Source organism: Streptomyces sp. NBC_00400 (assembly GCF_036048035.1).
Taxonomy (GTDB): Bacteria; Actinomycetota; Actinomycetes; order Streptomycetales; family Streptomycetaceae; genus Streptomyces.
In genome coordinates this window covers 6,527,395-6,549,566 of sequence record NZ_CP107940.1, presented here as the reverse complement: position 1 = coordinate 6,549,566, position 22,172 = coordinate 6,527,395, and the positions used below count along the sequence as shown (strand labels likewise).

The following is a 22,172-nucleotide window of genomic DNA, read 5'->3' as shown; positions in this document are numbered from 1 at the left end:
ATTTCCGGGTAGTTGCGGGGGAGGGCCGGGTGGTGCGTCACCCGGCCCTCTGCCTTGCGGGGCGGGCGGACCCCGGGGCGGGCGAGCCCCGGGACGGGCGGGCCGGTCAGGCCGGGTCGCGGCCGAGGAAGGCCGCCAGCCGGTCCGTGGCGTGCGCGCCGGGCGGGGCGGGGCGCTCGGGGGCGAACGAGCCGCCCTCGGTGCGCGGTGCGGCGCCGTAGATCCGGCGGGCCGCCGCCAGGGTCTCCTCGGCGACCGTGGGTGCCAGACCGGTCGGCGCGCCCGTCGCCCGGGCCAGGTCCCAGCCGTGTGCGAGGAGTTCGACCACCACCTGCTGGACGAGCATCGCGCCGGGCGCGTCGTAGGGACCGTAGGTGCGCCGGAGCATCCCGCTGTGGGTGAAGGCGGCGAGGGCGGCACGCGCCGAGTCCTCGAAGGCGGCGCGGTGATCGTCGCCGAGGTGGTCGGCGGTGTGGTCGGTGCGCGGGGCGTCCTCGGCGACCGAGGCGGCCATCAGGTTCTCCCACACCATGTGGTCGAGCAACTGCCGTACGCTCCACCCCGCGCACGGTGTCGGCAGGCCGAGGTCCTCGGGCCGTACGGCGGCGACCACCGCGGACACGTCCCGGATCACCTGCTCGTAGGCGTGCATCACCCGGTCCGGGTCGGTGCCGTCGAACGCGGAGCGGTCCAGCTCGTACGGCCGGGGGTGGGCGCGCAGCGCGGCCGCGGTCCAAGTGCCCGCGAGGTCCCAGCGGGGCGGGGCGGGCCGGCCGGTGACGGTGCACAGCAGCTGCCAGTAGCGCTCGACGGCCGGCTCGGCGGCGGTCTCCAGTTGCTCCAGCAGCCGGCCGCGGGCCTGCGGACCGTCCCCGTCGGGCGGGTCGGGGGTGCCGGCCTGAGTGGGGAGCCAGGCGGCGATCAGCTCGGCGATGAAGGGCTCCGCGGCCGGGGAGTCGGGGGCGATACCGGCCGTGACGGCCTCCTCTCCGCGCAGCCGCATCAGCTCCGCGACGCGCACTGCCGCCTGTTCCTGTGCGGCCTGTTCGTGCTCGGCTTGTTCCTGTGCGGCTTGTTCCTGCGCGACCTGTTCCTGCGCGGCCGGGGTCGTCTCGCCCGCGGTGTGCGCCCCGCTCGCAGCGCGCGGCTCGCTCGCGGCCGGCCCGGTACGCGCGCTGTACTCGGCCAGCCGGCGCAGCGCCGCCCGTAGTTCCGGCCCCCGGACCAGGGCGGTCAGTGCGGTCCAGGCGTCGACCTGCTCGGGAGTGGGGTCGTCGGGCAGATCGGGGACGGCGGCCAGCAGACCGCTGCGGTAGGCGGGGGCGTGCACGCCGTCGAGGGCGTCCTCGACGAAGTCCGTGATGATGCGGCGGCGTTCTTGGTCCGACAGGCGGGCCAGTTCGGTCATGCTAGGCAGCTCCTCTGCTGCGCTCCCCCGCGTGGCCACCGAGCGCAGCACGGCGCGCTGCAGTTGCAGAGTGCGGATCTGTGCGTCGAGCGCGTCCGCCCACTGCGCGGCCGTCTCGGCGATGGTGCTCTCGCGGTGCAGCACGGAGCGGATCGCCGCCAGCCCGATGCCCAGGTCGCGCAGGCTGCGCACGATCTCCAGGCGGGCCGGGGCGTCCGCGCCGTACAGCCGGTAGCCCGCGGGGGTGCGGGCGGCGGGCGGCAGCAGGTCCTGGTCAGACCAGTTCCTGATGGTCTTGACCGGAATGCCGGTCAGGCGCGCCAGCGCGCCGATGGTGAGCAGGCCTGTGCCGTCCTCGTACATGCCGTCCACTGTCGGGGCTCCCACGGGGGGAGACTCAAGCGGCGGTGCGTCCGGCCACCTCGGCCCGCGGTGCACCGGCCTCCGGTGCGGGCCGGGGAGCGGTGCCGGCCGCCCGCAGCACACCGCCGGCCAGCGCGTACTGGGCCGCGAGATAGGTGAGCATGATGCAGAACTGCGGGGCGGGCAGCTGCGGCCAGTGGGCGATGCCGCTCGCGATCAGGGTGTCGGAGAGGAGGAAGAGCAGCCCGCCGGCGGCGGCCAGGGAGCCCGCCCGGAGCGCGCCGAACGCCATCGCGGTGAGCAGCAGGCTGTAGCCGGCGACCGGGATCCGCAGATCGGCCGGGAGGTCCGGCCACAGGAGCACCACCGTGCCGGCGAGCAGCACGGCATACGCAGCGGCGGCGGCGACCGTCCGCCCCCGCCGTCCGGCCTCCGGCGCCGCCCCGTGCCGGGCGAACAGCAGCAGATAGCAGACGTGTCCGGCGGCGAACGAGCCCATCCCCACCAGGAAGGCGATGTCCCCGCCGATCTGGAGGAAGGTGTCCCCGCCGCAGCCGCACAGCAGCGCACCGGCGAGCAGCGGGGGGCCGCCGCGCGCCAGCGCGTAAGCGGCGAGCACCGGCATCAGCGCGGGCTTGGTGAGCTGCCCGACGGCCGGGACACCGGCGAGCAGCGCCCCCAGGTGCACGACGGCCAGTACGGCGAAGACCCACAGCAGGGGCCGGACGGCCCGCGGCCACCGCGCCCTCATGCGGCCGGCTCCCCGACGGAGGGGCGCGCCTCGGCCTCCGGCCGGCCGGCCGTCGGGGCCTGCCCCGCGGCGGCCCGCCCGGCCGGCTGCCAGCCCGGTCCGCGGAACACCCGCCCGGCGCGCTCGCGCCAGCTGTCCGCGGCCCGTATGTCGCGCGCGATGGCGGCGTACTCATGGGTGGCCACCCGCAGCGGGTTGAAGGTCTTGATGTTCTTGGTGAGCCCGTAGACCGGTCGCTCGACCTCGGCGGCGAACGAGCCGAACATCCGGTCCCAGATGATCAGGATCCCGCCGTAGTTGCGGTCCAGGTAGCCGCCTTGCGAGGCGTGGTGGACCCGGTGGTGGGAGGGGGTGTTGAGCACGAACTCGAAGGGCCGGGGCAGTGTGCCGATCCGCTCGGTGTGCACCCAGAACTGGTAGACGAGGTTGGCGCCGGAGGTGAAGGCGATCACGGCCGGATGGACACCGAGCGCGATCATCGGGACGTAGAAGGGCCAGACGGTCCAGGTCGTCCAGGGCTGCCGCAGGGCGGTGGTGAGGTTGAACTTCTCGCTGGAGTGGTGCACCACGTGGCAGGCCCACAGGACGCGGATGACGTGGTGGCCGCGGTGCGACCAGTAGTAGAAGAAGTCCTGGGCGAGCTGCATCAGGGGCAGCGTCCACCACACCACGGGGATCCGCAGCGGGGTGATCGCGTAGACCGCGGCGTAGATCGCCACGATGGGGATCTTCCACAGTGCGTCGAACACGAGGCTGCCCAGGCCCATGCCGACGCTGGTGGCGGCGTCCTTGGTCTCGTAGCCCGCCGCCTCCTCGTCGGGATGGAGGCGGTAGCTCACCATCTCGATCACAGCGAGCAGGACGAAGGCCGGTATGGACCACAACAGGACATCGGGCAGGTGCGGCATGTCCCGCACCATAAAGGCGTGGACGGCGGTGCCGCTAGGGGTTGTTACCGAGAAGTATGTAAGACGCGCCGTCAGCTGCGCCACGACGACGGCCCGGCGACGGCCCGGCGGCAGGTCCCCACGACGACCGGAATCGAGGTTCCATGACCCGCCCACCCACCATCGCCCTGCTCGGCGGCGGCTTCTCCGACGATTCCGACACCCTGCTGGACGACTTCGTACTGGAGAGGGCCGGACGGCCCCGGCCGAAGGTCTGCTTCCTGCCGACCGCGAGCGGTGACGCACCGGGGTACATCGAGGGGTTCCACGCGGCGTTCGCCGGGCGCGGGTGCGAAACGGGCCATCTGGAGCTGTTCCGGCGCACCGTGACCGATCTGCGGTCCTTCGTCCTCGCCCAGGACATCGTCTATGCCGGCGGGGGCAACACCGCCAACATGCTTGCCGTCTGGCTGCACGGCCTGGACGCGATCCTGCGCGAGGCGTACGCGGCAGGGGTGCTGCTGTGCGGCATCAGCGCCGGGGCCTGCTGCTGGTTCGAGACCGCGTTCTCCGACTCCTTCGGCCCGCCCGTGCCGCTGACCGACGGGCTGGGACTGCTGCCGGGCAGCCTGTGCCCGCACTACGACGGGGAACCGGAGCGCAGGCCCGGCTATCTCGCGGCGGTCAACGACCGTGCGCTGCCCGCAGGTTGGGCGGTCGACGACGGCGCCGCCGGGGTGTTCGCCGACGGCCGCCTCGTGGAGGTCGTCACCCGCAGACCGGGCGCCACGCTCCACCGGGTGAGCGTCGGCGGGGACGGCTCGGTGACGGAGGTGGCCCAGCCGGCGCGGCAGCTGGGGGCGTAAGGGGTGTAAGGGGCGTCAGGGGTGCCTTCCCGCCAGTACCGGTGACCGGCTTCCGGCCCGCCGTCAACTTCGCTGCCCACCACGGGAACAGGGAGGGTCCGAAGAGCGCCGTCGGCCTCCCCGCTGCCCGCCGCGGGCGCCGGCCCCCACGCCGCGTGGGGCGTGCAACTGCCCCCGCGCGCCCCACGCCGGTTCGGTGGCTGTCAGTGGTGGCCCGTATCCTCAGTGACCATGCTCGAAGACCGCATGGCAGCAGCCGACCCGATCGCGCCGAAGATCGGGCAGCAGCCGGGCCCGCAGACGCCGCCGGCTCCCTGGCCGTCCGCATATCCCGAGGGATACGCGGTGGTCGACGTCGAGACCACGGGCCTGGCCCGCGACGACCGGATCATCTCCGCCGCGGTGTACCAACTCGACGCACAGGGCGAGGTCCAGGACCACTGGTACACCCTCGTCAACCCGCAGCGGGACCCGGGGCCGGTCTGGATCCACGGTCTGACCAGCGCCGTGCTGGCCGACGCCCCCCTCTTCCCGGAGATCGTCCCGGAGCTGTCCCGGCGCCTGGCGGACCGGGTACTGGTCGCGCACAACGCGATGTTCGACTGGTCGATGATCGCCCGCGAGTACGCCCGCGCCGCGGCGACGGCACCGGTCCAACAGCGGCTGTGCACCATCGCCCTGTCCAAGGAGCTGCAGCTCCCGCTGCCCAATCACAAGCTGGAATCCCTCGCCGCGCATTACGGCGTGGTGCAGGAGCGCGCGCACCACGCGCTGGACGACGCCCGGGTGCTGGCCGAGGCGTTCCGTCCCGGTTTGCGGCGGGCCGCACAGGAGAATCTGCGGCTGCCGCTGATGAACTGCCAGCCGCTGACGGAGTGGTCGGACACCCCCGCACCCCGGCAGCACGCCACCGCCTCGGCGTACCGCCCCACGTCCTGGCGGCCCTCCCGTAAGCGCCCGGCATGCCCGTACCCCAACCCGGGGCGCTACAAGGCGGGTGGCCGGCTCGTCCAGGGCATGCGGGTCGCCTTCTCCGGCGACACCTCCGTGGACCGCGAGCTGCTGGAGGACCGGGCCATCGAGGCCGGGCTCCATGTCGCCACGAGTCTGTCCCGGCTGACCAGCCTGCTGGTGACCAACGACCCCGATGCCCGGACCTCCAAAACGGCCAAGGCCGCCTCCTACGGCACGGTCGTGATCGACGAGGCGGCCTTCATGCAGCTGCTGCAGGATGTCGAGCCGGCGGCATCGGCGCCTGCGTCCGGGTGAAGCCCGTCCAACACACCCGTCGGCACCTCGCCCCGCAGGGGCACCGCCCGCACCCTGTGGCGCATGGCACGTTGTGAGGTCTGCGGAAACGAATACGGCATGACATTCGAGGTGCACGCGCAGGGCGCGGTGCACGTCTTCGACTGTTTCGCCTGCGCCATCCACCGCATGGCGCCGATCTGTGAGCACTGCCGGTGCCAGATCATCGGCCAGGGCGTGGAAGCCGACGGGCAGTGGTACTGCGGTGCGCACTGCGCCCGGTCGGACGGGAGGGTGGGCATCGTCGACCGGGTCTGAGCCCACCCGGCCCCGCCTGGTGCCACCCGGCCGGCCCCTCCCCCGGCACGCTACCGGGGACCCCCGGCTCGGGTGCGGCACAGGCCCGGGTACCGTCGAAGCCGTGTACCGCTTCCTGTTGTCCCGGCAGTGGGTGATCCTCACCCTCGTGGGTCTCGTGCTGATCCCCGTCATGATCAAGCTGGGCTTCTGGCAGCTCCACCGCCATGAGCACAAGGTGGCGCAGAACCAGCTGATCGCGAGCAGCCTGGCCGCCAGGCCGGTCCCGGTCACCGAACTGACCGCGCCCGGCCGGAACCTGCCCCACCACGACATGTGGCGCACGGTCACCGCCACCGGCACCTTCGACACGGCGCACGAGGTCGTGGTCCGTCAGCGCACCGCCGCCGACGAGCAGAGCATCGGCTACTACGTCCTGACCCCGCTGGTCCTCGGCGACGGCAGGGCCGTACTGGTCAACCGCGGCTGGATCTCGGCGGGCAACGACCTCACCCGGTTCCCGGACGTCCCGGCCGCACCCCGGGGCAAGGTCACCGTGACCGGCCGGATGATGGCCGACGAGACCACCGCGGTCAGCGGCATCAAGGACACCAAGGGCCTGCCCGCCCGCCAGATCATGCTGATCAACAGCAAGGAGCAGGCGAAGCAGGTCGGCCGGCCGCTGCTCGGCGGCTATATCGAGCAGACCGGGCCCAAGCCGCCCGGCGGCAAGCCGGAGCTGGTCCCCGAGCCGGACCACGACTCCATCGGGCCGCACATGGCGTATGCGGTCCAGTGGTGGCTGTTCGCGGCGGCGGTGCCGGTCGGCTGGGTGATCCTGGTCCGCCGGGAGCGCCGCGACCGGGTGGAGGCCGCCGCCAAGGAGAAGGAGGCAGCCGAGGCCGGACCGGACCCGGAGGCTCCCGAGGCTCCGGAGGCCGACGACACGGCGCCGGTGGCGGCCACGCCGTAGCCCGTACAGCCGCCACAGCGCGTGGCGCCCGCGCCGTGCGGGAAAAGCCGCTGAGTGCACCCACATATCGAGGACTATGCGCTCATCGGCGATCTGCAGACCGCCGCCCTCGTCGGCCGCGACGGTTCCATCGACTGGCTGTGCCTGCCCCGCTTCGACTCCGGGGCCTGCTTCGCCGCGCTCCTGGGCCACAAGGACAACGGCCACTGGCGGCTGTCCCCCCGCTCCTCCGAGGCCCGCGCGGAGCGCTCCTACCGCGGTGATTCGCTGATCCTCGACACGGTGTGGGAGACCCCCACGGGCAGCGTCCGGGTCATCGACTTCATGCCGCAGCGCGACCGCCAGCCCGATGTCGTACGGATCGTCGAGGGCCTGAGCGGCAGCGTCGAGATGCGGGGGGTGCTGCGGCTGCGGTTCGACTACGGCCGGGCGGTGCCCTGGGTGCGGGCCACCGAGGGCTCTCGGGTCGCGGTCGCCGGGCCGGACTCGGTATGGCTGCGCACCCCGGCACAGAGCACCACCTACGGCAGGGACTTCAGCACCCGCTCGGACTTCACCGTCACCGCGGGCGAACGCGCCGCGTTCGTGCTGACCTGGCACCCTTCCCACGAGCCCCGGCCGGTCCAGATCGACCCGTTCGAGGCGCTTCAGGACACCCTGGACGACTGGCACACCTGGTCCGGGCGCTGCCGCTACCACGGCCCCTACCGCGAGGCCGTGATGCGCTCGCTGATCACCCTCAAGGCGCTCACCTACGCGCCCACCGGCGGCATCGTCGCGGCCCCCACCACCTCGCTGCCCGAGGAACTGGGCGGGGTACGCAACTGGGACTACCGCTACTGCTGGCTGCGCGACGCCAGCCTCACCCTGAACTCGCTGCTCTCCGCCGGATACCTGGAGGAGGCCGGCGCCTGGCGGGACTGGCTGTTGCGCGCGGTGGCCGGCGCCCCCGACGATCTGCAGATCATGTACGGGCTGGCGGGTGAGCGGCGGCTGCCGGAGGCCGAGCTGCCGTGGCTGTCCGGATACGCCGACTCCGTGCCCGTACGCATCGGCAACGCCGCCGTCGAACAGCGTCAGCTCGACGTCTACGGCGAAGTGCTCGACTCCTTCCACATCGCGCGCACGGCCGGGCTGCCGTCGGAGCCGCACGCCTGGAGCATCCAGCGCGCGCTGGTCGACTATCTGGAGTCCGCCTGGCGCGACCCCGACGAGGGGCTGTGGGAGATCCGCGGGCCGCGCCGGCACTTTGTGCACTCCAAGGTCATGGCCTGGGTGGCGGCCGACCGCGTGGTGTGGGCGCTGGAGGCCAATCCCCAACTGGGCGGGGACGTCGACCGCTGGCGGGCGATGCGCGACGAGGTGCACCGGGAGGTGTGCGAGCGGGGCTATGACGCCGGCCGCGGCACCTTCACCCAGTTCTACGGGTCGGCGGAGCTGGACGCGGCGACCCTGCTGATCCCCCGGGTCGGCTTTCTGCCGGGGGACGACCCGCGGGTCGCCGGCACCATCGACACGGTGCGCCGGGAACTGAGCCACGGCGGTCTGGTCCGCCGCTACAGCACCGAGGGCGGCTCGGTCGACGGGCTGCCCGGCGACGAGGGCACCTTCCTGGCCTGCTCGTTCTGGCTCGTCGACGCGCTGCGGATGAGCGGACGGCGGCACGAGGCCCAGGAGATGTTCGAGCGGCTGCTGGACCTGCGCAACGATGTGGGGCTGCTCTCCGAGGAGTACGACCCGGCGGCCGGACGCCAGCTGGGCAACTATCCGCAGGCGTTCAGCCATATCGGGCTGGTGGGGACCGCCTTCGGGCTCCAGGAGGGGGCCGGGGCAGACTAGGGCCATGGATCTTGGACTCACCGACCGGACGTACCTCGTCACCGGGGCGACCCGCGGCCTCGGCTTCGCCACCGCCCGTGAGCTGGTCGCCGACGGCGCCAACGTCGTGCTCACCGGACGCACCGAGGAGAGCGCGGCGGCGGCCGCGGCCTCGCTCGGTGAACGTGCCCTGGGGGTGGCGGCCGACAACGCCGACCCGGAAGGCCCCGACCGCCTGGTGGCCGCGGCCCGGGAGCGCTTCGGCCGCCTGGACGGCGTGCTGATCAGCGTGGGCGGCCCGCCGCCCGGCGGCGCCCTCGACAACACCGACGCACAGTGGCAGCAGGCCTTCGAATCGGTCTTCCTCGGCGCGGTACGGCTGGCCCGCACGGCCGCCGCCGAGCTGGCGGAGGGCGGTGTGATCGGCTTTGTGCTGTCCGGCTCGGTGCACGAGCCGATCCCCGGGCTGACGGTCTCCAACGGGCTCCGCCCCGGCCTCGCCGGCTTCGCCAAGTCGCTCTCGGTCGAACTCGGCCCGCGCGGCATCCGGGTCCTCGGCGTCCTGCCCGGCCGGATCGCCACCGACCGGATGACCCAGCTCGACGCGCTCTCCGGCGACCCGGAGGGCAGCCGCGCCCGTAACTCCGCGGCGATCCCGCTGGGCCGCTACGGCACACCGGAGGAGTTCGGCCGGGCCGCGGCGTTCCTGCTGTCGCCGGCCGCGTCGTATGTCACCGGGGTGATGGTGCCGGTGGACGGCGGGGCCCGGCACGGCTTCTGACGGGGAGTCCCCTGGCCGCACTGACCCGCTTGGCCCTAACTGACCCGCTCGGGCCGGTGCTTGACCGCGCGCAGCCGGACGTCCCCCGGCAGCCGGTCGAGCCCGGCCGAGCGGCGGGCGTGGGTCACCGCCTCGTCCGACAGGCGGCGGACCACGGTGCCCGGGTCGGCGTGCGGGGCGAGGGACAGCAGGGCCCGGATCCGCGGTTCGCTCCGGCGGCCGGTCAGCAGTACCCCGGCCCGGTCGACGCCTTCCAGCGACTCGGTTTCGGCCGCGAGGACGCCCTCCAGCGCCCGGCCGCGCAGGGTGGCGCCCTCGCCGTCGCCGCTGTCGACGAGGAGGTCGTTGAGCCGGTGGCGCCGCAGCTGGGACAGCAGCCACCACAGCATCAGCAGCACGAAGACGGCCAGGGCGGCGATCACGGCGGGCCAGAACCAGCCCTGGCCACTCCAGCGGGTGCGCTGCTGCGCGGAGAGCAGGACGTCGCCGGGGCGGGACCAGGGCCAGTGGGCGGGCAGGCGCACCCGCCATCTCGCGGGCAGGTCCAGGCCGCCGAACAGCACCAGGCCACCGGTGCCCAGCAGCACCGCACCGGTCACGCCGAGCAGTACCCGGTTGATCGCTCTGCCGACCCTGCGCATCGCTGCCTCATCCCTTCTTCGGGCGCCGGACGTGCACGGTCAGGCCGAGCCGGTGCGCGAGCCCCAGCTGCCGCAGGCCCTCGCCCAGCGCGACGTCGAGGTCGGCGCGGACCTCGTCCAGCTCACGGAAGTGCGAGACGGCGTGCGCCTTCGCCTTGCGGCGGCCGACCTTCATCCGTACGGACTGGACACCGGCCACCTCCATGGCGCGGTCGCGCAGCACCAGCGCGGCGGCCGCCCGGTCCAGCCCGGCCCGGAGGTCCGGCGCCGTCGGCCGCATCGGCAGCACCTGGCGCAGTCCGGGGGTGAGCGCCAGCACGATCAGCCAGATGCCGAGCACCACCGCGAGAGCGGCGGCGGCCAGCACCCAGGGGTTGTCGAGGTGACGGGTGGCCAGTTCGCGGGCGAGCCACCGGCGCCAGGCCATCGCGGGGTGGTGGGCGCGCACCGCGACCACGTCGTAGAGCAGCAGTCCGGCGGCGGCCAGCAGCACCAGCGCGACCACCGCGGCCGGGACCCGGCGGGCCGACCAGAAGCGCCCGCTGCGGCCGTGGTCTCCCTCGTCCGTCGCGGCCGGGTCCGGGGCGGAATCGCTCCGTCCGTCCGTGGCGTCGGGTGTCTTGTCGAGGGTGGGCATCCGCCGGGTGTCCGGCTGCTCCGCGTCGTCGCTCATCGCACCCTCCCGCGGCCCGTACGCTCCTCCAGCGGGGAGTGCAGCCGCTCGACCTCCACGGCGACCTCGGGCACGTCCATGCTCGCCAACGCCTTGACCCGCTCGGTGACGTGACGGCGTACCGCCCGGCACTGGGCGCCGATGTCGGAGGGGTAGCCCAGCTCCACGGCGATCCGCACCCGCGCCTCGCCGAAGTGCCGGCGGTCCTCGCGCCGGTGCACGGTCACCGTCGCATGCGCCTGCGTGCGGGCCTGCGGGGACTGCCGGCGCAGGGCCTCCCGGGCCGCCTGTGCGGCGATCTTCGCCACCACCCGGTCCGCGATGCTGGTCGCGCCCCGCTCGCCCGCCGCCACGCCGGCGGCAGCGGCGGCCGGGGACACCGTCGCCACCCGGCTTCACCGCCGCCGTTCGTCGCGGTCGCCGCGGCGCGGACGGAAGAAATCGCCGGCTTCCAGATCCCCGTCCAGGAGTCTGCCGGCCACAAACCCGATAGCGCCCAGCGCCGCCACCAGGACAAAGGCGCCGAAGCCACCGAAGTATCCGGCGAAGCCCAGCGCCATACCGGCCAAGAGGCCGACCACGGCCATGCTCATCGTGCGCTCCTTCGCTACCCCTCCGGACGGACGCGGCTACTGGAGCCGCGGCTCCGCTCCCTCTTCTTCGTCTTCCTCGTCGGGCAGCTTGACGTCGCTGACCGCGATGTTGACCTCGACGACTTCCAGGCCCGTCATCCGTTCCACCGCGGAGATGACGTTCTCCCGCACGGAGCGCGCCACATCGGCGATGGCGACGCCGTAGTCGACCACGATCTCCAGGTCCAGCGCGGTCTGCACCTCGCCGACCTCGGCCTTGACCCCGCGGGTCACGGTCGCGGACCTGCCGCCGCCGGGCACCCGGTCGCGTACGGCGCCGAGCGTACGGGCGAAGCCGCTGCCCATGGCATGCACGCCCAGGACGTCCCGGGCCGCCAGACCGGCGATCTTCTCGACCACACCATCGGCGATGGTGGTCCGCCCACGGGTCGCGGGGTCGCCGCCACCCCGCTTGGCAGGAGTCCGGGGCCCCTCTGCCTGCTGCTGGCTCTCGCTCATCGCCGTCGTCCCTTTCCGCGAGGAGAAGCGGTCCGCTTCCGCGAGGAGAAGCGGTCCGCCCGCTCCGTTGCCCACAGTAGGTCCGCATCCCCCGGGCCGCTCCGGGGACGTGGCAGCGGAGTGCTCCGCACGGCGACGCCCGGCACACCGCCCTGCCGTACGGGCCGTGGGGGCCGGTCTGCGGCAGGCTGGTGGAGTGGTGCGGGAGGTGTCCGGAACGGGTCCGGGGACCGCCGGGAAAGGGGTGACGCGGTGGCCGCGAACCAGTGGGCGCAGGCGGTGCGGGTACAGCTCGGGATCGGCCGGGTGCTGCCGCTCGGCGGGCCCGCGGACGGATCATGGATCACCGAGCAGGCGGCCGCCGGGACGTTGCGGGCGGCCGCCGGGACACCGGCCGGGGTGCGCCTCGGCACGCTGCGGCTGTCCGTCGCCGACCCGGACCGGGCCCCGCAGCCCGCGGTGCCGGCCCCGCCGAGCGCGCTGCCGCCCGGCCCGCTGCGGATCGAGGCGGATTTCGCCACGGTCGCCGGCCGGCCGCTGCCCACCGTCGCCGACCAGGTGCGCACCGCGCTGCTGGAGGCCTCGGTCCGGGAGCTGGGGCTGGTGGTGGGTGTGGTGGATCTGCAGGTCAGCGAGCTGCTGGACGAGGGCGAGGCACCGTCGTCGCCTGCCGACCGTACGCAGGGGCCGTCTGCCACTCCCCCGGGGGATGAGGGCAGCGGTGCGACGCAGGAGGACCCGGCGGGGCTCACCGCCGTCGCGCGGGGCGTACCGGGGGTGGCCCGGCTGGCACCGGTGCTCGGCGGGGCGTCCCGTGCGGTGCGCTGCACCGACGGCCATGTGCTGATCCAGCTGGCGACCGCGCCCGGCTACCGGGCCCTGGACGTCTCAAGTGCCGTACGGCGGGCGGTGGCCGCCGCGCCGGCGGCGCCGTCGACGGTTGCCGTGCTGGTCACCGCCGTGGAACGGAGCTGACGGGCACCCCCGGCCGGAAGGGACGCCCGTCGGTGAAGGAGTGCAGCGGGGGCTACTCCCCCACGCCCGCGAGGTCGCGCAGCCGGCGTGCCTGCGCGGCCCGTTCGGCGGTGCGCTGTTCCTCGTACGTACGGCCCGCGGCGCCGGCCAGCAGGGCCTTGGTCTCGATGACGGCGTCCCGCGGCGGGGCGGTGAGCGCGGCGGCCAGGTCGGTCACCGTGGCATCGAGTTCGTCCGCGGGCACCACGAGGTTGGCGAGGCCGATCCGCTCGGCCTCCTCGGCATGCACGAAGCGGCCCGTGGCGCAGATCTCCAGCGCCCGGGCGTAGCCCACCAGCCCCACCAGGGGGTGGGTACCGGTCAGGTCCGGTACGAGTCCCAGGCTGGTCTCGCGCATGGCGAACTGGACGTCGGGCGCGACCACCCGCAGATCGCAGGCCAGGGCGAGCTGGAAGCCCGCGCCGATGGCGTGGCCCTGCACGGCGGCGATGGACACCAGGTCGTTGCGCCGCCACCAGGTGAACGCTTCCTGGTACTCGGCGATCGTGGCGTCCAGCTCGCTGTCCGTGCCGCGCGCCAGATCGATGAACGACGGCTCGCCGTCGAAGCCTTCGGGCGTGAACGCCTGACGGTCGAGGCCCGCGGAGAAGGACTGGCCCTCACCACGGAGCACCGCGATCCGCACGTTTCCCGGCAGCAAGGAACCCGCCTCGGCGAGCGCCCGCCACATGGCCGGCGACTGCGCATTGCGCTTCGCTGCGTTGGCGAGGGTCACCGTGGCGATCGCACCGTCAACGGCGAGTCGCACACCGTCCTTGTCGAGCAGAGTCATCAGCGCCTCCGAGTCAGCCGTCCGCACCTGCGTGCGTAAGTGACTGAACGGTAACCTCCCGGTCGACCGCTCGGTCGACCGGGGGGACACCGTTTGCACCCGGAGTCGCAGCCGTCAGGCCGATGCGGCCTTCTTGCCCCTTGTGGCTCCGCCTCGACCGCGCAGGACCACACCGGATTCGCTGAGCATCCGGTGCACGAATCCGTAGGAGCGGCCGGTTTCCTCGGCCAGCGCCCGGATGCTCGCACCGGAGTCGTACTTTTTCTTCAGGTCTGCCGCGAGCTTCTCGCGCGCGGCGCCGGTTACCCGGCTGCCCTTCTTCAGAGTCTCGGCCACCCGTGCCTCCTCGTGGGAAGTGCGCTCTGGACTCTCATGATCACCCCTCTCCGGCTTCCTGGCCACCCATTCCGCAGGGTCAGTACGACATCCATTGCCGTCCGGCGGGCGCTCACGCGGACCGGAATGCCACATTCCGACTCTGTGGACGGCCGCCCGGCCCCGGCTTTCCGCGAGAAGGGGCAGGTCAGGCGGTATGCCGACGAAACGGCGAAGGCCGGGCCCCAAGGGCCCGGCCGGATGCCGCAGACTCGCCGGTGTACGAGCCGTTCTCACTCAGATGATGGATCACACATCGGCCGAATGATCCATACGGCATGATCCATACGCCGTGATCAGGCCAGCGCGACCAGGTCCGCGTAGTCCTGGCCCCACAGGTCCTCGACGCCGTCGGGCAGCAGGATGATGCGCTCGGGCTCCAGCGCGTCCACCGCTCCCTCGTCGTGCGACACCAGGACCACCGCGCCCGTGAAGGTGTGCAGCGCGCCCAGGATCTCCTCGCGGCTGGCCGGGTCGAGGTTGTTGGTGGGCTCGTCGAGCAGCAGCACATTGGCCGAGGAGACGACCAGCGTCGCCAGGGCGAGCCGGGTCTTCTCGCCGCCGGAGAGCACCCCGGCGGGCTTGTCGACGTCGTCCCCGGAGAAGAGGAAGGAACCCAGCGTCTTGCGGATGGCGACCAGGTCCATGTCCGGGGCGGCCGAGCGCATGTTCTCCAGGACCGTACGGTCCGGATCCAGGGTCTCGTGCTCCTGGGCGTAGTAGCCGAGCTTGAGGCCGTGCCCCGGGCGGACCTCACCGGTGTCCGGTGTCTCGACGCCGGCCAGCAGCCGCAGCAGGGTGGTCTTGCCGGCACCGTTCAGACCGAGGATGACGACCCGGGAGCCCTTGTCGATGGCCAGGTCGACGTCGGTGAAGATCTCCAGGGAGCCGTAGGACTTCGACAGGCCCTCGGCGGTGAGCGGGGTCTTGCCGCACGGCGCCGGGTCCGGGAAGCGCAGCTTGGCGACCTTGTCGGCGGCGCGCACCTGCTCCAGGCCGGCGAGCAGCTTGTCGGCGCGCTTGGCCATGTTCTGGGCGGCGACGGTCTTGGTGGCCTTGGCCCGCATCTTGTCGGCCTGGGTGTTGAGCGCCGCGGCCTTCTTCTCGGCGTTCGCGCGCTCGCGCTTGCGGCGCTTCTCGTCGGCCTCGCGCTGCTGCTGGTAGAGCTTCCAGCCCATGTTGTAGATGTCGATCTGCGAGCGGTTGGCGTCGAGGTAGAACACCTTGTTGACCACGGTCTCGACCAGGTCGACATCGTGGGAGATCACGATGAAGCCGCCGCGGTAGGTCTTGAGGTAGTCCCGCAGCCAGACGATGGAGTCCGCGTCGAGGTGGTTGGTGGGCTCGTCGAGCAACAGCGTGTCGGAGTCCGAGAACAGGATCCGGGCCAGCTCGACGCGGCGGCGCTGACCGCCGGAGAGGGTGTGCAGCGGCTGGCCGAGGATGCGGTCGGGCAGGCCCAGGCTGGCGGCGATGGTCGCGGCCTCCGCCTCGGCGGCGTACCCGCCCTTGGTCAGGAACTCGGTCTCCAGGCGCTCGTACTTCTTCATCGCCTTGTCGCGGGTGGCGCCCTTGCCGTTGGCCATCCGGTCCTCGTTCTCGCGCATCTTGCGCAGCACGCTGTCGAGGTCACGGGCGGACAGGATGCGGTCGCGGGCCAGCACGTCCAGGTCGCCGGTGCGCGGGTCCTGCGGCAGATAGCCGACCTCGCCGGCGCGGGTGACCGAGCCGGAGGCGGGGATGCCCTCGCCCGCCAGCACCTTGGTGAGGGTGGTCTTGCCGGCGCCGTTACGGCCCACCAGGCCGATGCGGTCGCCCTTGGCGATACGGAAGGAAGCGGACTCGATGAGGATGCGGGCGCCGGCGCGCAGCTCAAGGCCGGAGGCGGTAATCACGGAAAAACTCCAGGGCAGGAAGACGGCGGATTGGACGGACGGTCCGAGAGCGGGCTGCGCCGTCTAATGAACCCGGGGGAGAACTGCCATGGGAGGCAGTCTAACGGCCCCGTGCAAGTCGATTTCCCTCCCACGTTTTCGGCTCTCCCGCCGTGGGGGTTTCTCGCCGTGGCGCCTGGCGGGTCCGCTGCGCTTTGCTTCCGCCCCGCTTTGGGCTTTCCCGCCGTTGCGCCTGCGGCGGGCGGGGTCCGCTGCGCGGGGCGGGGTCCGCTGCGCGGGGCGGGGTCCGCTGCGCGGGGCTGTCGGGGTGCGGTGACGGGCCGGAGCGGGTGGGGTGCCGGACTGCTTCGCTTTACGTCCGGCACCCCACCCGCTCCGGCCCGTCCCCTCCCGTTGGAGGGTGGGAAGAAGGCCGGTGGGAGTGAGCGTGGGTGGTCCGGTGCTGCTCGTGGAACACGTGGAAATGCCTACGCCCGTGGCCCGCCCCCACCCACGTTCACTTACTCACCCACGGGAGGGGACGGGCCGGAGGGGCAGGGGTGTGGGACGTAAAGCGAAGCAGTCCCACACCCCTGCCCCGCAGGCCCGTCACCGCACCCACAGCCCCGCGCAGCGGACCCCGCCCGCCGCCAGGCGAAACGGCGGGAAAGCCAAAAACGGGGCGGAGGCAAAGCGCAGCGAAACGGCGGGAAAGCCAAAAACGTGGGCCAGGGGCAAAGCGCAGACGAACAGTCAAACCCCACCGGTGTGGACTTGGAACGCCGCGCGCCGCACCGCCTTGGCCAGTGCCGGGTCGGGGTGGGCGGCGGCCAGTGCCACCAGGACCTGGACGGTGCGGGGGTGGCCGATGGCGCGTACCTCCTCCAGGAGGCGCGGGACCGAGCCCTGGACCGCCGAGTCGAGGTGCCGTACCAGCAGTTGGGTCTCGCCGTGGTCGGCGACGGCCGCCGCGGTGTCCACCCACAGCCAGGTCGACTCCTCACGGGTGAGCACATCGGGCGCGGTCTCCGGGTCGCCGCCCTCGTGCTCGACCAGCCACAGCAGGGCGTACGGCCGCAGGGCCGGCTCGTCGGCCGCGGCGCGTACGGCGGCCTCGGCCGGGGCGCCGACCGCCCGCAGCGCCTCGAAGGCCAGGCCGCGCAGCAGCGCGTCCTCGCCGCGGGCCACGGTCAGCAGCTCCTCGACGGCCGCGCCGACCGAGCGGGCGGCGAGCCAGGCGCGGTACTCGGCGCGGGCCGGGCCCGGGGTGAGCCGGGCACAGCCGCGCAGCATCGCCTCCGCGGACTGCTCGATATGGCCGGCCGGGCTCTGCGCGGCGACGCAGATCTGCTCCAGCTTGACCCATACCGACCAGTTGCCGAGCGGCGTCAGCTGTGCCTCGGACGCGTCGTGGAAGGCCTCGTGGACGCCGTCGCGCGCACCGTCCGGCGCCACCAGCGCGCCGACCGTCAGCAGGGCGTCCAGCGCCCAGCCCAGCAGCTCGGCCAGCGACGCCCCCGCGGCGTCGTCGGCCGCCGGCGCGGCATGGTCGGCGCTGCCCGGGGCCGGGTCCTGGCCGTAGGGGACCTCGCAGCGCTCCGTGCGCAGCTCGGCGACGCGCTGGTCCAGCATGTCCAGCAGCACCGGCAGCCTGACGGGCCCGGCCGACAGGTGCAGCAGGGACAGCAACTGCGGCAGCGCCTCGACGACTTCGGCGACTATCGCGGGGCCGGCGGTGGCCGGCGCGGGGCGGGCCAGCGACCAGGCGTCGAAGAGGGCGACCCAGCCGCGCAGCACGGCGGTGTCGTCGCGGTCCCAGGCGCGCAGCCGCCAGCCGGGGCGGGCGAGGCCGTCGTGGAGTTCGACGAGGCCGGCGAGCCGGGCCCGGTCCCAGTCGGTGCGGACCTGCTGCGGTGTCAGGCGCAGGGCCTCGGCGGCGCGTTGTGCCGCGGCCTTCGGCAGCGCCCCGTCCGCTCCGGCGCGCAGCGCGGCGCCGTCGGCCCAGCGGGCGAGGCGGGCGGCGCCGGCCAGCACGGTCCGGGCCTGCCGGGCCAGTTCCGCGGGCGGCGGCGTGCCCTCGGGCGGGCGGGGCGCCGGACGCTTGGTCCGGGTTGTCACCGCCCGGCGGGCGGCCGCAACCGGTTGACGGGGGACGATGCGGAGCCGGGAGTCGCGCGGGGTACGGGACGTCACAGGAGCAGTGTTGCCGCTGTCGGCCCGAAAGCCCAATCGGAACCCTGCCTGCGACCTGCCGGGGCCATGTCATCTTGGCGGCCCGTCCCTGATGAGGGGAGTTGTCGCCCCGTATGCCCGGGCGTCATCGGGCGCCGGCTCCCGGCGGGGCCGGCGGGGCGGGTGTCACATGAGCGGGGTGAGGAAGCGCCGCAGCGCCTCTTCGCAGCCCGTCGGGTCGGCGTTCCACATCGCGGCGTGCGGTGCGTGCGGGACCGGCTGAAGGGTGACCAGGTCGGCGCGGCGGGCGGCGAGGGAACGGGAGGCCGACCAGGGGGCGATGAGGTCGTTGGGCCCGTGGAAGAGCAGGATGGGGACGTTCAGCCCGTCCGGGTCGACGGCGTCGGGCCGGTCGACGGGCATTCCCGTGGCGCCCTCTGCGGCCCGTACGACCAGCGGCAGCAGGACGCGCGGGACCCGCCGGGCGGCGGCCAGCGCCCGGATGGTGGCACCCCGGTCGAGGACCGGGGAGTCCAGGACCAGGCCGCTGATCCGGGCGCGCAGCGCGGAGTGGGCAGCGGCACGCAGCGCCATGGTCGCGCCGGTGGACCAGCCGTAGAGGACGATGTCCTGGGCGCCGTAGCGGACCGCGTAGCGGATCGCGGCGTCGAGGTCGCGCCATTCGGTGTCGCCGAGGTGGCTCAGGCCGTCGGCGGTGCGCGGGGCGCCGACGTCGTTGCGGTAGGCCAGGTCGAGGACGGGCAGCCGGTGGCGGTGCAGGAACGGCATCACCACCATCGGGTGTTCACGGGTGGTGCCCAGCCCGTGGACGGTGATGACCCAGGTGTCGCGTACGCCGGGGAGGAACCACGCCGGGAGGGCGCCGAGTTCACCGGGGACGTCGACATCGGCGCAGTCCAGGCCGAGGGCGTCACGGGGGTTGCCGAGGTGCACCTGCGGGGTGAGCCGCATCCGGTTGCCCGGTTTGAGGGTGCCGTGGGTGACCCGCACCAGGCGTCGTACGACCGCGTCGGCGGGGTGCGGTACGCCGTGGATGACATCGCCGACCACCGCATGGCAGCCGGAGCCGGTGAGCCCGTAGGTGCCGGGCCGCAGGGTCGCCAGACTGCGGGTGAGGGCGATGCGGTTCTCGGTGGCGGAGTGCACGGTGAGACGGGAGTCGCCCGGGAAGGGGTCGTCGGGCGACGGTTTCAGGGCAATGTCGCCGGCGTACCGGCCGACCGCCACGGCGGCCGCCCCGGCACCGATCACGGTGGTGGCGGCCACGGCCGCCGCGGTAACCAGGCGCACCTGTTCAGTGTGCGCAGCGGCGGCGGGCGCGGCCACTTGGCGGTGCCGGGCGGGTGACCGGGGCAGCCGGGTGGACGGCGGCCGGGTGGACGGCGTGCGGGCCGCGCCGCCGTCCACTACGGGTGCTCAGCCCTGCCGGCCGTAGTCCCGCAGCTGTGCGGCGGCCGCGTCGAGCTGTCCGGCCGACAGCAGGTTCGGCGTGTGCCCCGGCACGGAGCTCGCGGTCAGCCAGACCCGGCACATCCACTCCAGCTGGGCGGTGCGGTCCAGCGCCTGGCCGAGGCTGTCGCCGTGGGTGAGGGTGCCGTGGTTCTGCAGCAGGCAGCCGGTGCGGTCGCGGAGCGCGTCGAGCATGTGGGCGGCGAGCTCGTCGCTGCCGTACAGGGCATAGGGGGCGACGCGCACGGGGCCGCCGAGCGCCGCGGTCATGTAGTGGACCGGCGGGAGTTCGGGGACGAGGGTGGAGACGGCGGTGGCATACGGGGCGTGGGTGTGGACGACGGCGGTGGCCGTGGTGCTGCGGTAGACCGCCAGGTGCATCGGCAGTTCGCTGGTCGGCCGGAGCGTGCCGATGATCTGGCGCCCTTCGAGGTCGACCGCGGTGGTGTCGCCCGGCCCGAGCCGGTCGTAGGGGACGCCGCTGGGGGTGACCAGGACCAGGTCCTTGATGCGGCGCGAGACATTGCCCGAGGTGCCGACGACCAGTCCGTCGGACACGGTTCTGCGGGCGGTGGCGACCAGTTCGCCCCAGGCTTCGGCGAGGCGGTCGGCGTGGTCCTTCATGGGTCCTCCGGCGCGGTGCGGCGAGTGGCGGGTTGCGGTGCGCGACACCGTACGAGCAGGCCGGGGCAGAGTACGACGGGGCCCGACCATCCGGAATCCGCCATATAGGGATATCTGCCTCTCTGCGGAGGATTGCCCGGAGACGGGTCACCTTGTGTTGGTTCTCCGTTAACGTCGCCGGGGAGCCGGCGCGCGACGCTCCCGCGGGGAGGGCCCGCCCGCACAACGCATCAAGTTCGCCAACGGATGAGGCGGAAGTGACGCGGGAGACACCTCCCTGTGAACACTGCGGGGGCGTCATCACCGCGCCCGCCCCAGTTCACTTTCCGTTCACCCACTCTCCGTACGGTCCCAACGACGCTGACCTCCGAACTGATTGCCTGGGTGAATGGAACACATCACGCTTCTCATCGGGATCGTGATCGTCACGGCCTTGGTGTTCGACTTTACGAACGGCTTCCACGACACGGCCAATGCAATGGCCACCACCATCTCCACCGGGGCATTGCGACCCAAGGCCGCGGTGGCGATGTCGGCAGGGCTCAACCTCGTCGGTGCGTTCCTGTCCGTGGAGGTGGCCAAGACCATCTCCGGCGGGATCATCGACGAGAGCGCCGGCATCAGACCTGAAGTGATCTTCGCCGGCCTGGTCGGCGCCATCGTCTGGAACCTGCTGACCTGGCTCGCGGGTCTCCCCTCCAGCTCCTCCCACGCCCTCTTCGGCGGTCTCATCGGCGCGACCCTGGTGTCGGTCGGCACCCACGGGGTGCACGGCGAGGCCGTGGTGATGAAGGTCCTGATCCCGGCGGTGGCCGCCCCGGTCGTGGCCGGCCTGGCCGCGATGGCGGCGACCCGGCTCACCTACCGGCTGACCCGCAACCGCGACGAGGCGGACACCGCCAAGGGCTACCGCGCGGGGCAGATCGCCTCCGCCGCCCTGGTCTCCCTCGCCCACGGCACCAACGACGCCCAGAAGACGATGGGTGTGATCACCCTCGCGCTGATCACCGGCGGTGTGGTCGCCCCGCACGCCGACCCGCCGCTGTGGGTCATCGCCTCGGCCGGTCTCGCCATTGCGCTCGGTACGTACCTGGGCGGCTGGCGGATCATCCGCACGATGGGCAAGGGCATCACCGACATCCAGCCGCCGCAGGGCTTCGCCGCCCAGACCGGCGCGGCGGCCACCATCCTGGCCTCCTCGCACCTCGGCTTCGCGCTCTCCACCACCCAGGTCTGCTCCGGTGCCGTGATGGGCTCGGGCCTGGGCCGCAAGGGCGGCGTGGTGCGCTGGTCCACGGCCGGCCGGATGGTCCTGGCCTGGGGTCTGACGCTGCCGGCCGCGGGTCTGGTCGCGGCGGGCGCCGCGTTCCTCGCGGGGCAGGGCGACTGGGGTGTGGCGGCGGTGGCCGTGCTCGCACTCGGCATCTGCGGCGCGATCTGGGCCGCCTCCCGGCGCAAGCCGATCGACCACACCAATGTCAACGAAGGCCCGGCAGCGGAGCCGGTGGGCGTGGTGACCGCCGCGCTGCGCACCGTCTCCCCTCCCCCGGCGGGCCAGCCGGCCCCGGCGACCGAAGTCCCGGCGGCCGACGCCCCGGCGGCCGACGCCCCGGCGGCTGATGTCCCGGTGACGGACGCCCAGCCGGCCGACGCCCCGGAGGCCGCCGGGATCCCGGCCCAGGCATCCGGCCCCGGCACCCCCGCGACACCCGCCCCGCGCCCCAAGGCCGCGACGGTCTCCCGCTAGCTGTCATCACCTGATAAGGAACTCCATGAGCATCGACTGGGCAGCTCTCGGCCAGGTCTTCGGCGTCACCCTCGCGGTCACGGTCGGGATCGTGGGCCTGTTCACCGTCGGCATCGTCGGTACCTCCCGCAGGCCGCAGCCGGAAGGCGCCGCGGCCGCGGTCGCCGCACCGGGTGCGGGGGCGCGGGCCGGCGCGGTGACCGCCTTCGCCCTGTGCGCGGCGGCGGTGGCCTATGGCATCTATCTGATCGTCGCCGCCTGACCTCCACCGGAGGCGGCACCGGACAGCGCGCGGCGCCCGGCGGA

Annotated in this window: 23 protein-coding genes; 9 read left to right on the top strand and 14 right to left on the bottom strand. The window is 73.4% G+C overall.

What is annotated here, in order from left to right; translation table 11 throughout:
- Window positions 1-106: 106 nt before the first annotated feature.
- From OHS81_RS28635 to OHS81_RS28625, 3 genes are read right to left on the bottom strand one after another with little or no spacing between them, the layout of a single operon-like run.
- On the bottom strand, window positions 107-1,795 hold the full coding sequence (locus OHS81_RS28635; protein WP_328387900.1) for a TIGR03086 family metal-binding protein: 1,689 nt from the start codon (window positions 1,793-1,795) through the stop codon (window positions 107-109).
- Window positions 1,796-1,805: 10 nt separating this feature from the next.
- On the bottom strand, window positions 1,806-2,522 hold the full coding sequence (locus OHS81_RS28630) for a lysoplasmalogenase (protein WP_328387898.1): 717 nt from the start codon (window positions 2,520-2,522) through the stop codon (window positions 1,806-1,808).
- Window positions 2,519-3,430 carry a sterol desaturase family protein gene (locus OHS81_RS28625; RefSeq protein WP_328387896.1) on the bottom strand — a complete coding sequence of 304 codons (912 nt, stop codon included), beginning with the start codon at window positions 3,428-3,430 and terminating at the stop codon, window positions 2,519-2,521. The genes OHS81_RS28630 and OHS81_RS28625 overlap by 4 nt, the downstream gene beginning before the upstream one ends.
- A 143-nt stretch (window positions 3,431-3,573) precedes the next feature.
- Between OHS81_RS28625 and OHS81_RS28620 the strand changes: the two genes are divergently transcribed.
- From OHS81_RS28620 to OHS81_RS28595, 6 genes are all read left to right on the top strand, one after another.
- Window positions 3,574-4,275, top strand: coding sequence for a peptidase E (locus tag OHS81_RS28620; RefSeq protein ID WP_328387894.1), 702 nt, complete (start codon window positions 3,574-3,576; stop codon window positions 4,273-4,275).
- 231 nt (window positions 4,276-4,506) lie between these two features.
- The gene (locus tag OHS81_RS28615; RefSeq protein ID WP_328387892.1) at window positions 4,507-5,544 is read left to right on the top strand and encodes a DEDDh family exonuclease; all 1,038 of its coding nucleotides are present in this window, start codon (window positions 4,507-4,509) and stop codon (window positions 5,542-5,544) included.
- 63 nt (window positions 5,545-5,607) lie between these two features.
- The gene (locus tag OHS81_RS28610; protein WP_030087516.1) at window positions 5,608-5,841 is read left to right on the top strand and encodes a hypothetical protein; all 234 of its coding nucleotides are present in this window, start codon (window positions 5,608-5,610) and stop codon (window positions 5,839-5,841) included.
- A gap of 103 nt (window positions 5,842-5,944) precedes the next feature.
- A complete protein-coding gene (locus OHS81_RS28605) occupies window positions 5,945-6,793 on the top strand; it encodes an SURF1 family cytochrome oxidase biogenesis protein (RefSeq protein ID WP_328387890.1) in 849 nt (282 codons plus the stop codon).
- Between the two features lie 54 nt (window positions 6,794-6,847).
- Window positions 6,848-8,632: a glycoside hydrolase family 15 protein gene (locus OHS81_RS28600; protein WP_328387888.1), complete on the top strand. Its 1,785-nt coding sequence runs from the start codon at window positions 6,848-6,850 to the stop codon at window positions 8,630-8,632.
- Window positions 8,633-8,636: 4 nt separating this feature from the next.
- Window positions 8,637-9,392 carry an SDR family oxidoreductase gene (locus OHS81_RS28595; protein ID WP_328387886.1) on the top strand — a complete coding sequence of 252 codons (756 nt, stop codon included), beginning with the start codon at window positions 8,637-8,639 and terminating at the stop codon, window positions 9,390-9,392.
- 35 nt (window positions 9,393-9,427) lie between these two features.
- Here the strand turns inward: OHS81_RS28595 and amaP are convergent, their stop codons facing one another.
- The 5 genes from amaP to OHS81_RS28570 are packed head-to-tail and all read right to left on the bottom strand — an operon-like array spanning window position 9,428 to window position 11,797.
- A complete protein-coding gene (amaP, locus tag OHS81_RS28590) occupies window positions 9,428-10,033 on the bottom strand; it encodes an alkaline shock response membrane anchor protein AmaP (protein ID WP_328387884.1) in 606 nt (201 codons plus the stop codon).
- 7 nt (window positions 10,034-10,040) lie between these two features.
- Window positions 10,041-10,706 carry a DUF6286 domain-containing protein gene (locus OHS81_RS28585; RefSeq protein WP_328387882.1) on the bottom strand — a complete coding sequence of 222 codons (666 nt, stop codon included), beginning with the start codon at window positions 10,704-10,706 and terminating at the stop codon, window positions 10,041-10,043.
- Window positions 10,703-11,095, bottom strand: coding sequence for a hypothetical protein (locus OHS81_RS28580; RefSeq protein ID WP_328387880.1), 393 nt, complete (start codon window positions 11,093-11,095; stop codon window positions 10,703-10,705). The genes OHS81_RS28585 and OHS81_RS28580 overlap by 4 nt, the downstream gene beginning before the upstream one ends.
- A gap of 6 nt (window positions 11,096-11,101) precedes the next feature.
- Window positions 11,102-11,299, bottom strand: a complete 198-nt coding sequence (locus OHS81_RS28575) for a hypothetical protein (RefSeq protein ID WP_088797070.1) — start codon at window positions 11,297-11,299, stop codon at window positions 11,102-11,104.
- A 36-nt stretch (window positions 11,300-11,335) separates the two neighbouring features.
- Window positions 11,336-11,797: an Asp23/Gls24 family envelope stress response protein gene (locus OHS81_RS28570; protein ID WP_328387876.1), complete on the bottom strand. Its 462-nt coding sequence runs from the start codon at window positions 11,795-11,797 to the stop codon at window positions 11,336-11,338.
- Between the two features lie 252 nt (window positions 11,798-12,049).
- Between OHS81_RS28570 and OHS81_RS28565 the strand changes: the two genes are divergently transcribed.
- Window positions 12,050-12,772: a hypothetical protein gene (locus tag OHS81_RS28565; protein WP_328387874.1), complete on the top strand. Its 723-nt coding sequence runs from the start codon at window positions 12,050-12,052 to the stop codon at window positions 12,770-12,772.
- A gap of 52 nt (window positions 12,773-12,824) precedes the next feature.
- Here OHS81_RS28565 and OHS81_RS28560 read toward each other — a convergent pair whose 3' ends face one another.
- The 6 genes from OHS81_RS28560 to OHS81_RS28535 form a co-directional block, all read right to left on the bottom strand.
- Window positions 12,825-13,604 (bottom strand): enoyl-CoA hydratase/isomerase family protein, encoded by a 780-nt coding sequence (locus OHS81_RS28560; protein WP_328387872.1) that lies wholly within the window; start codon window positions 13,602-13,604, stop codon window positions 12,825-12,827.
- A gap of 114 nt (window positions 13,605-13,718) precedes the next feature.
- Entirely contained in the window at window positions 13,719-13,940 is a 222-nt protein-coding gene (locus tag OHS81_RS28555; RefSeq protein WP_006606369.1) for a helix-turn-helix domain-containing protein, read from the bottom strand.
- A gap of 335 nt (window positions 13,941-14,275) precedes the next feature.
- A complete protein-coding gene (locus OHS81_RS28550) occupies window positions 14,276-15,874 on the bottom strand; it encodes an ABC-F family ATP-binding cassette domain-containing protein (protein ID WP_328387870.1) in 1,599 nt (532 codons plus the stop codon).
- A gap of 732 nt (window positions 15,875-16,606) precedes the next feature.
- Window positions 16,607-18,046, bottom strand: a complete 1,440-nt coding sequence (locus OHS81_RS28545) for a hypothetical protein (RefSeq protein ID WP_328387868.1) — start codon at window positions 18,044-18,046, stop codon at window positions 16,607-16,609.
- A 165-nt stretch (window positions 18,047-18,211) separates the two neighbouring features.
- Window positions 18,212-19,336, bottom strand: a complete 1,125-nt coding sequence (locus OHS81_RS28540) for an alpha/beta hydrolase (protein ID WP_328387866.1) — start codon at window positions 19,334-19,336, stop codon at window positions 18,212-18,214.
- 126 nt (window positions 19,337-19,462) lie between these two features.
- Complete coding sequence (locus tag OHS81_RS28535; RefSeq protein WP_328387864.1) at window positions 19,463-20,119, bottom strand: class II aldolase/adducin family protein; 657 nt, start codon at window positions 20,117-20,119, stop codon at window positions 19,463-19,465.
- A gap of 388 nt (window positions 20,120-20,507) precedes the next feature.
- Between OHS81_RS28535 and OHS81_RS28530 the strand changes: the two genes are divergently transcribed.
- Window positions 20,508-21,866 carry an inorganic phosphate transporter gene (locus OHS81_RS28530; RefSeq protein WP_328387862.1) on the top strand — a complete coding sequence of 453 codons (1,359 nt, stop codon included), beginning with the start codon at window positions 20,508-20,510 and terminating at the stop codon, window positions 21,864-21,866.
- Window positions 21,867-21,891: 25 nt separating this feature from the next.
- Window positions 21,892-22,128, top strand: a complete 237-nt coding sequence (locus OHS81_RS28525; RefSeq protein ID WP_328387860.1) for a hypothetical protein — start codon at window positions 21,892-21,894, stop codon at window positions 22,126-22,128.
- Window positions 22,129-22,172 lie beyond the last annotated feature (44 nt).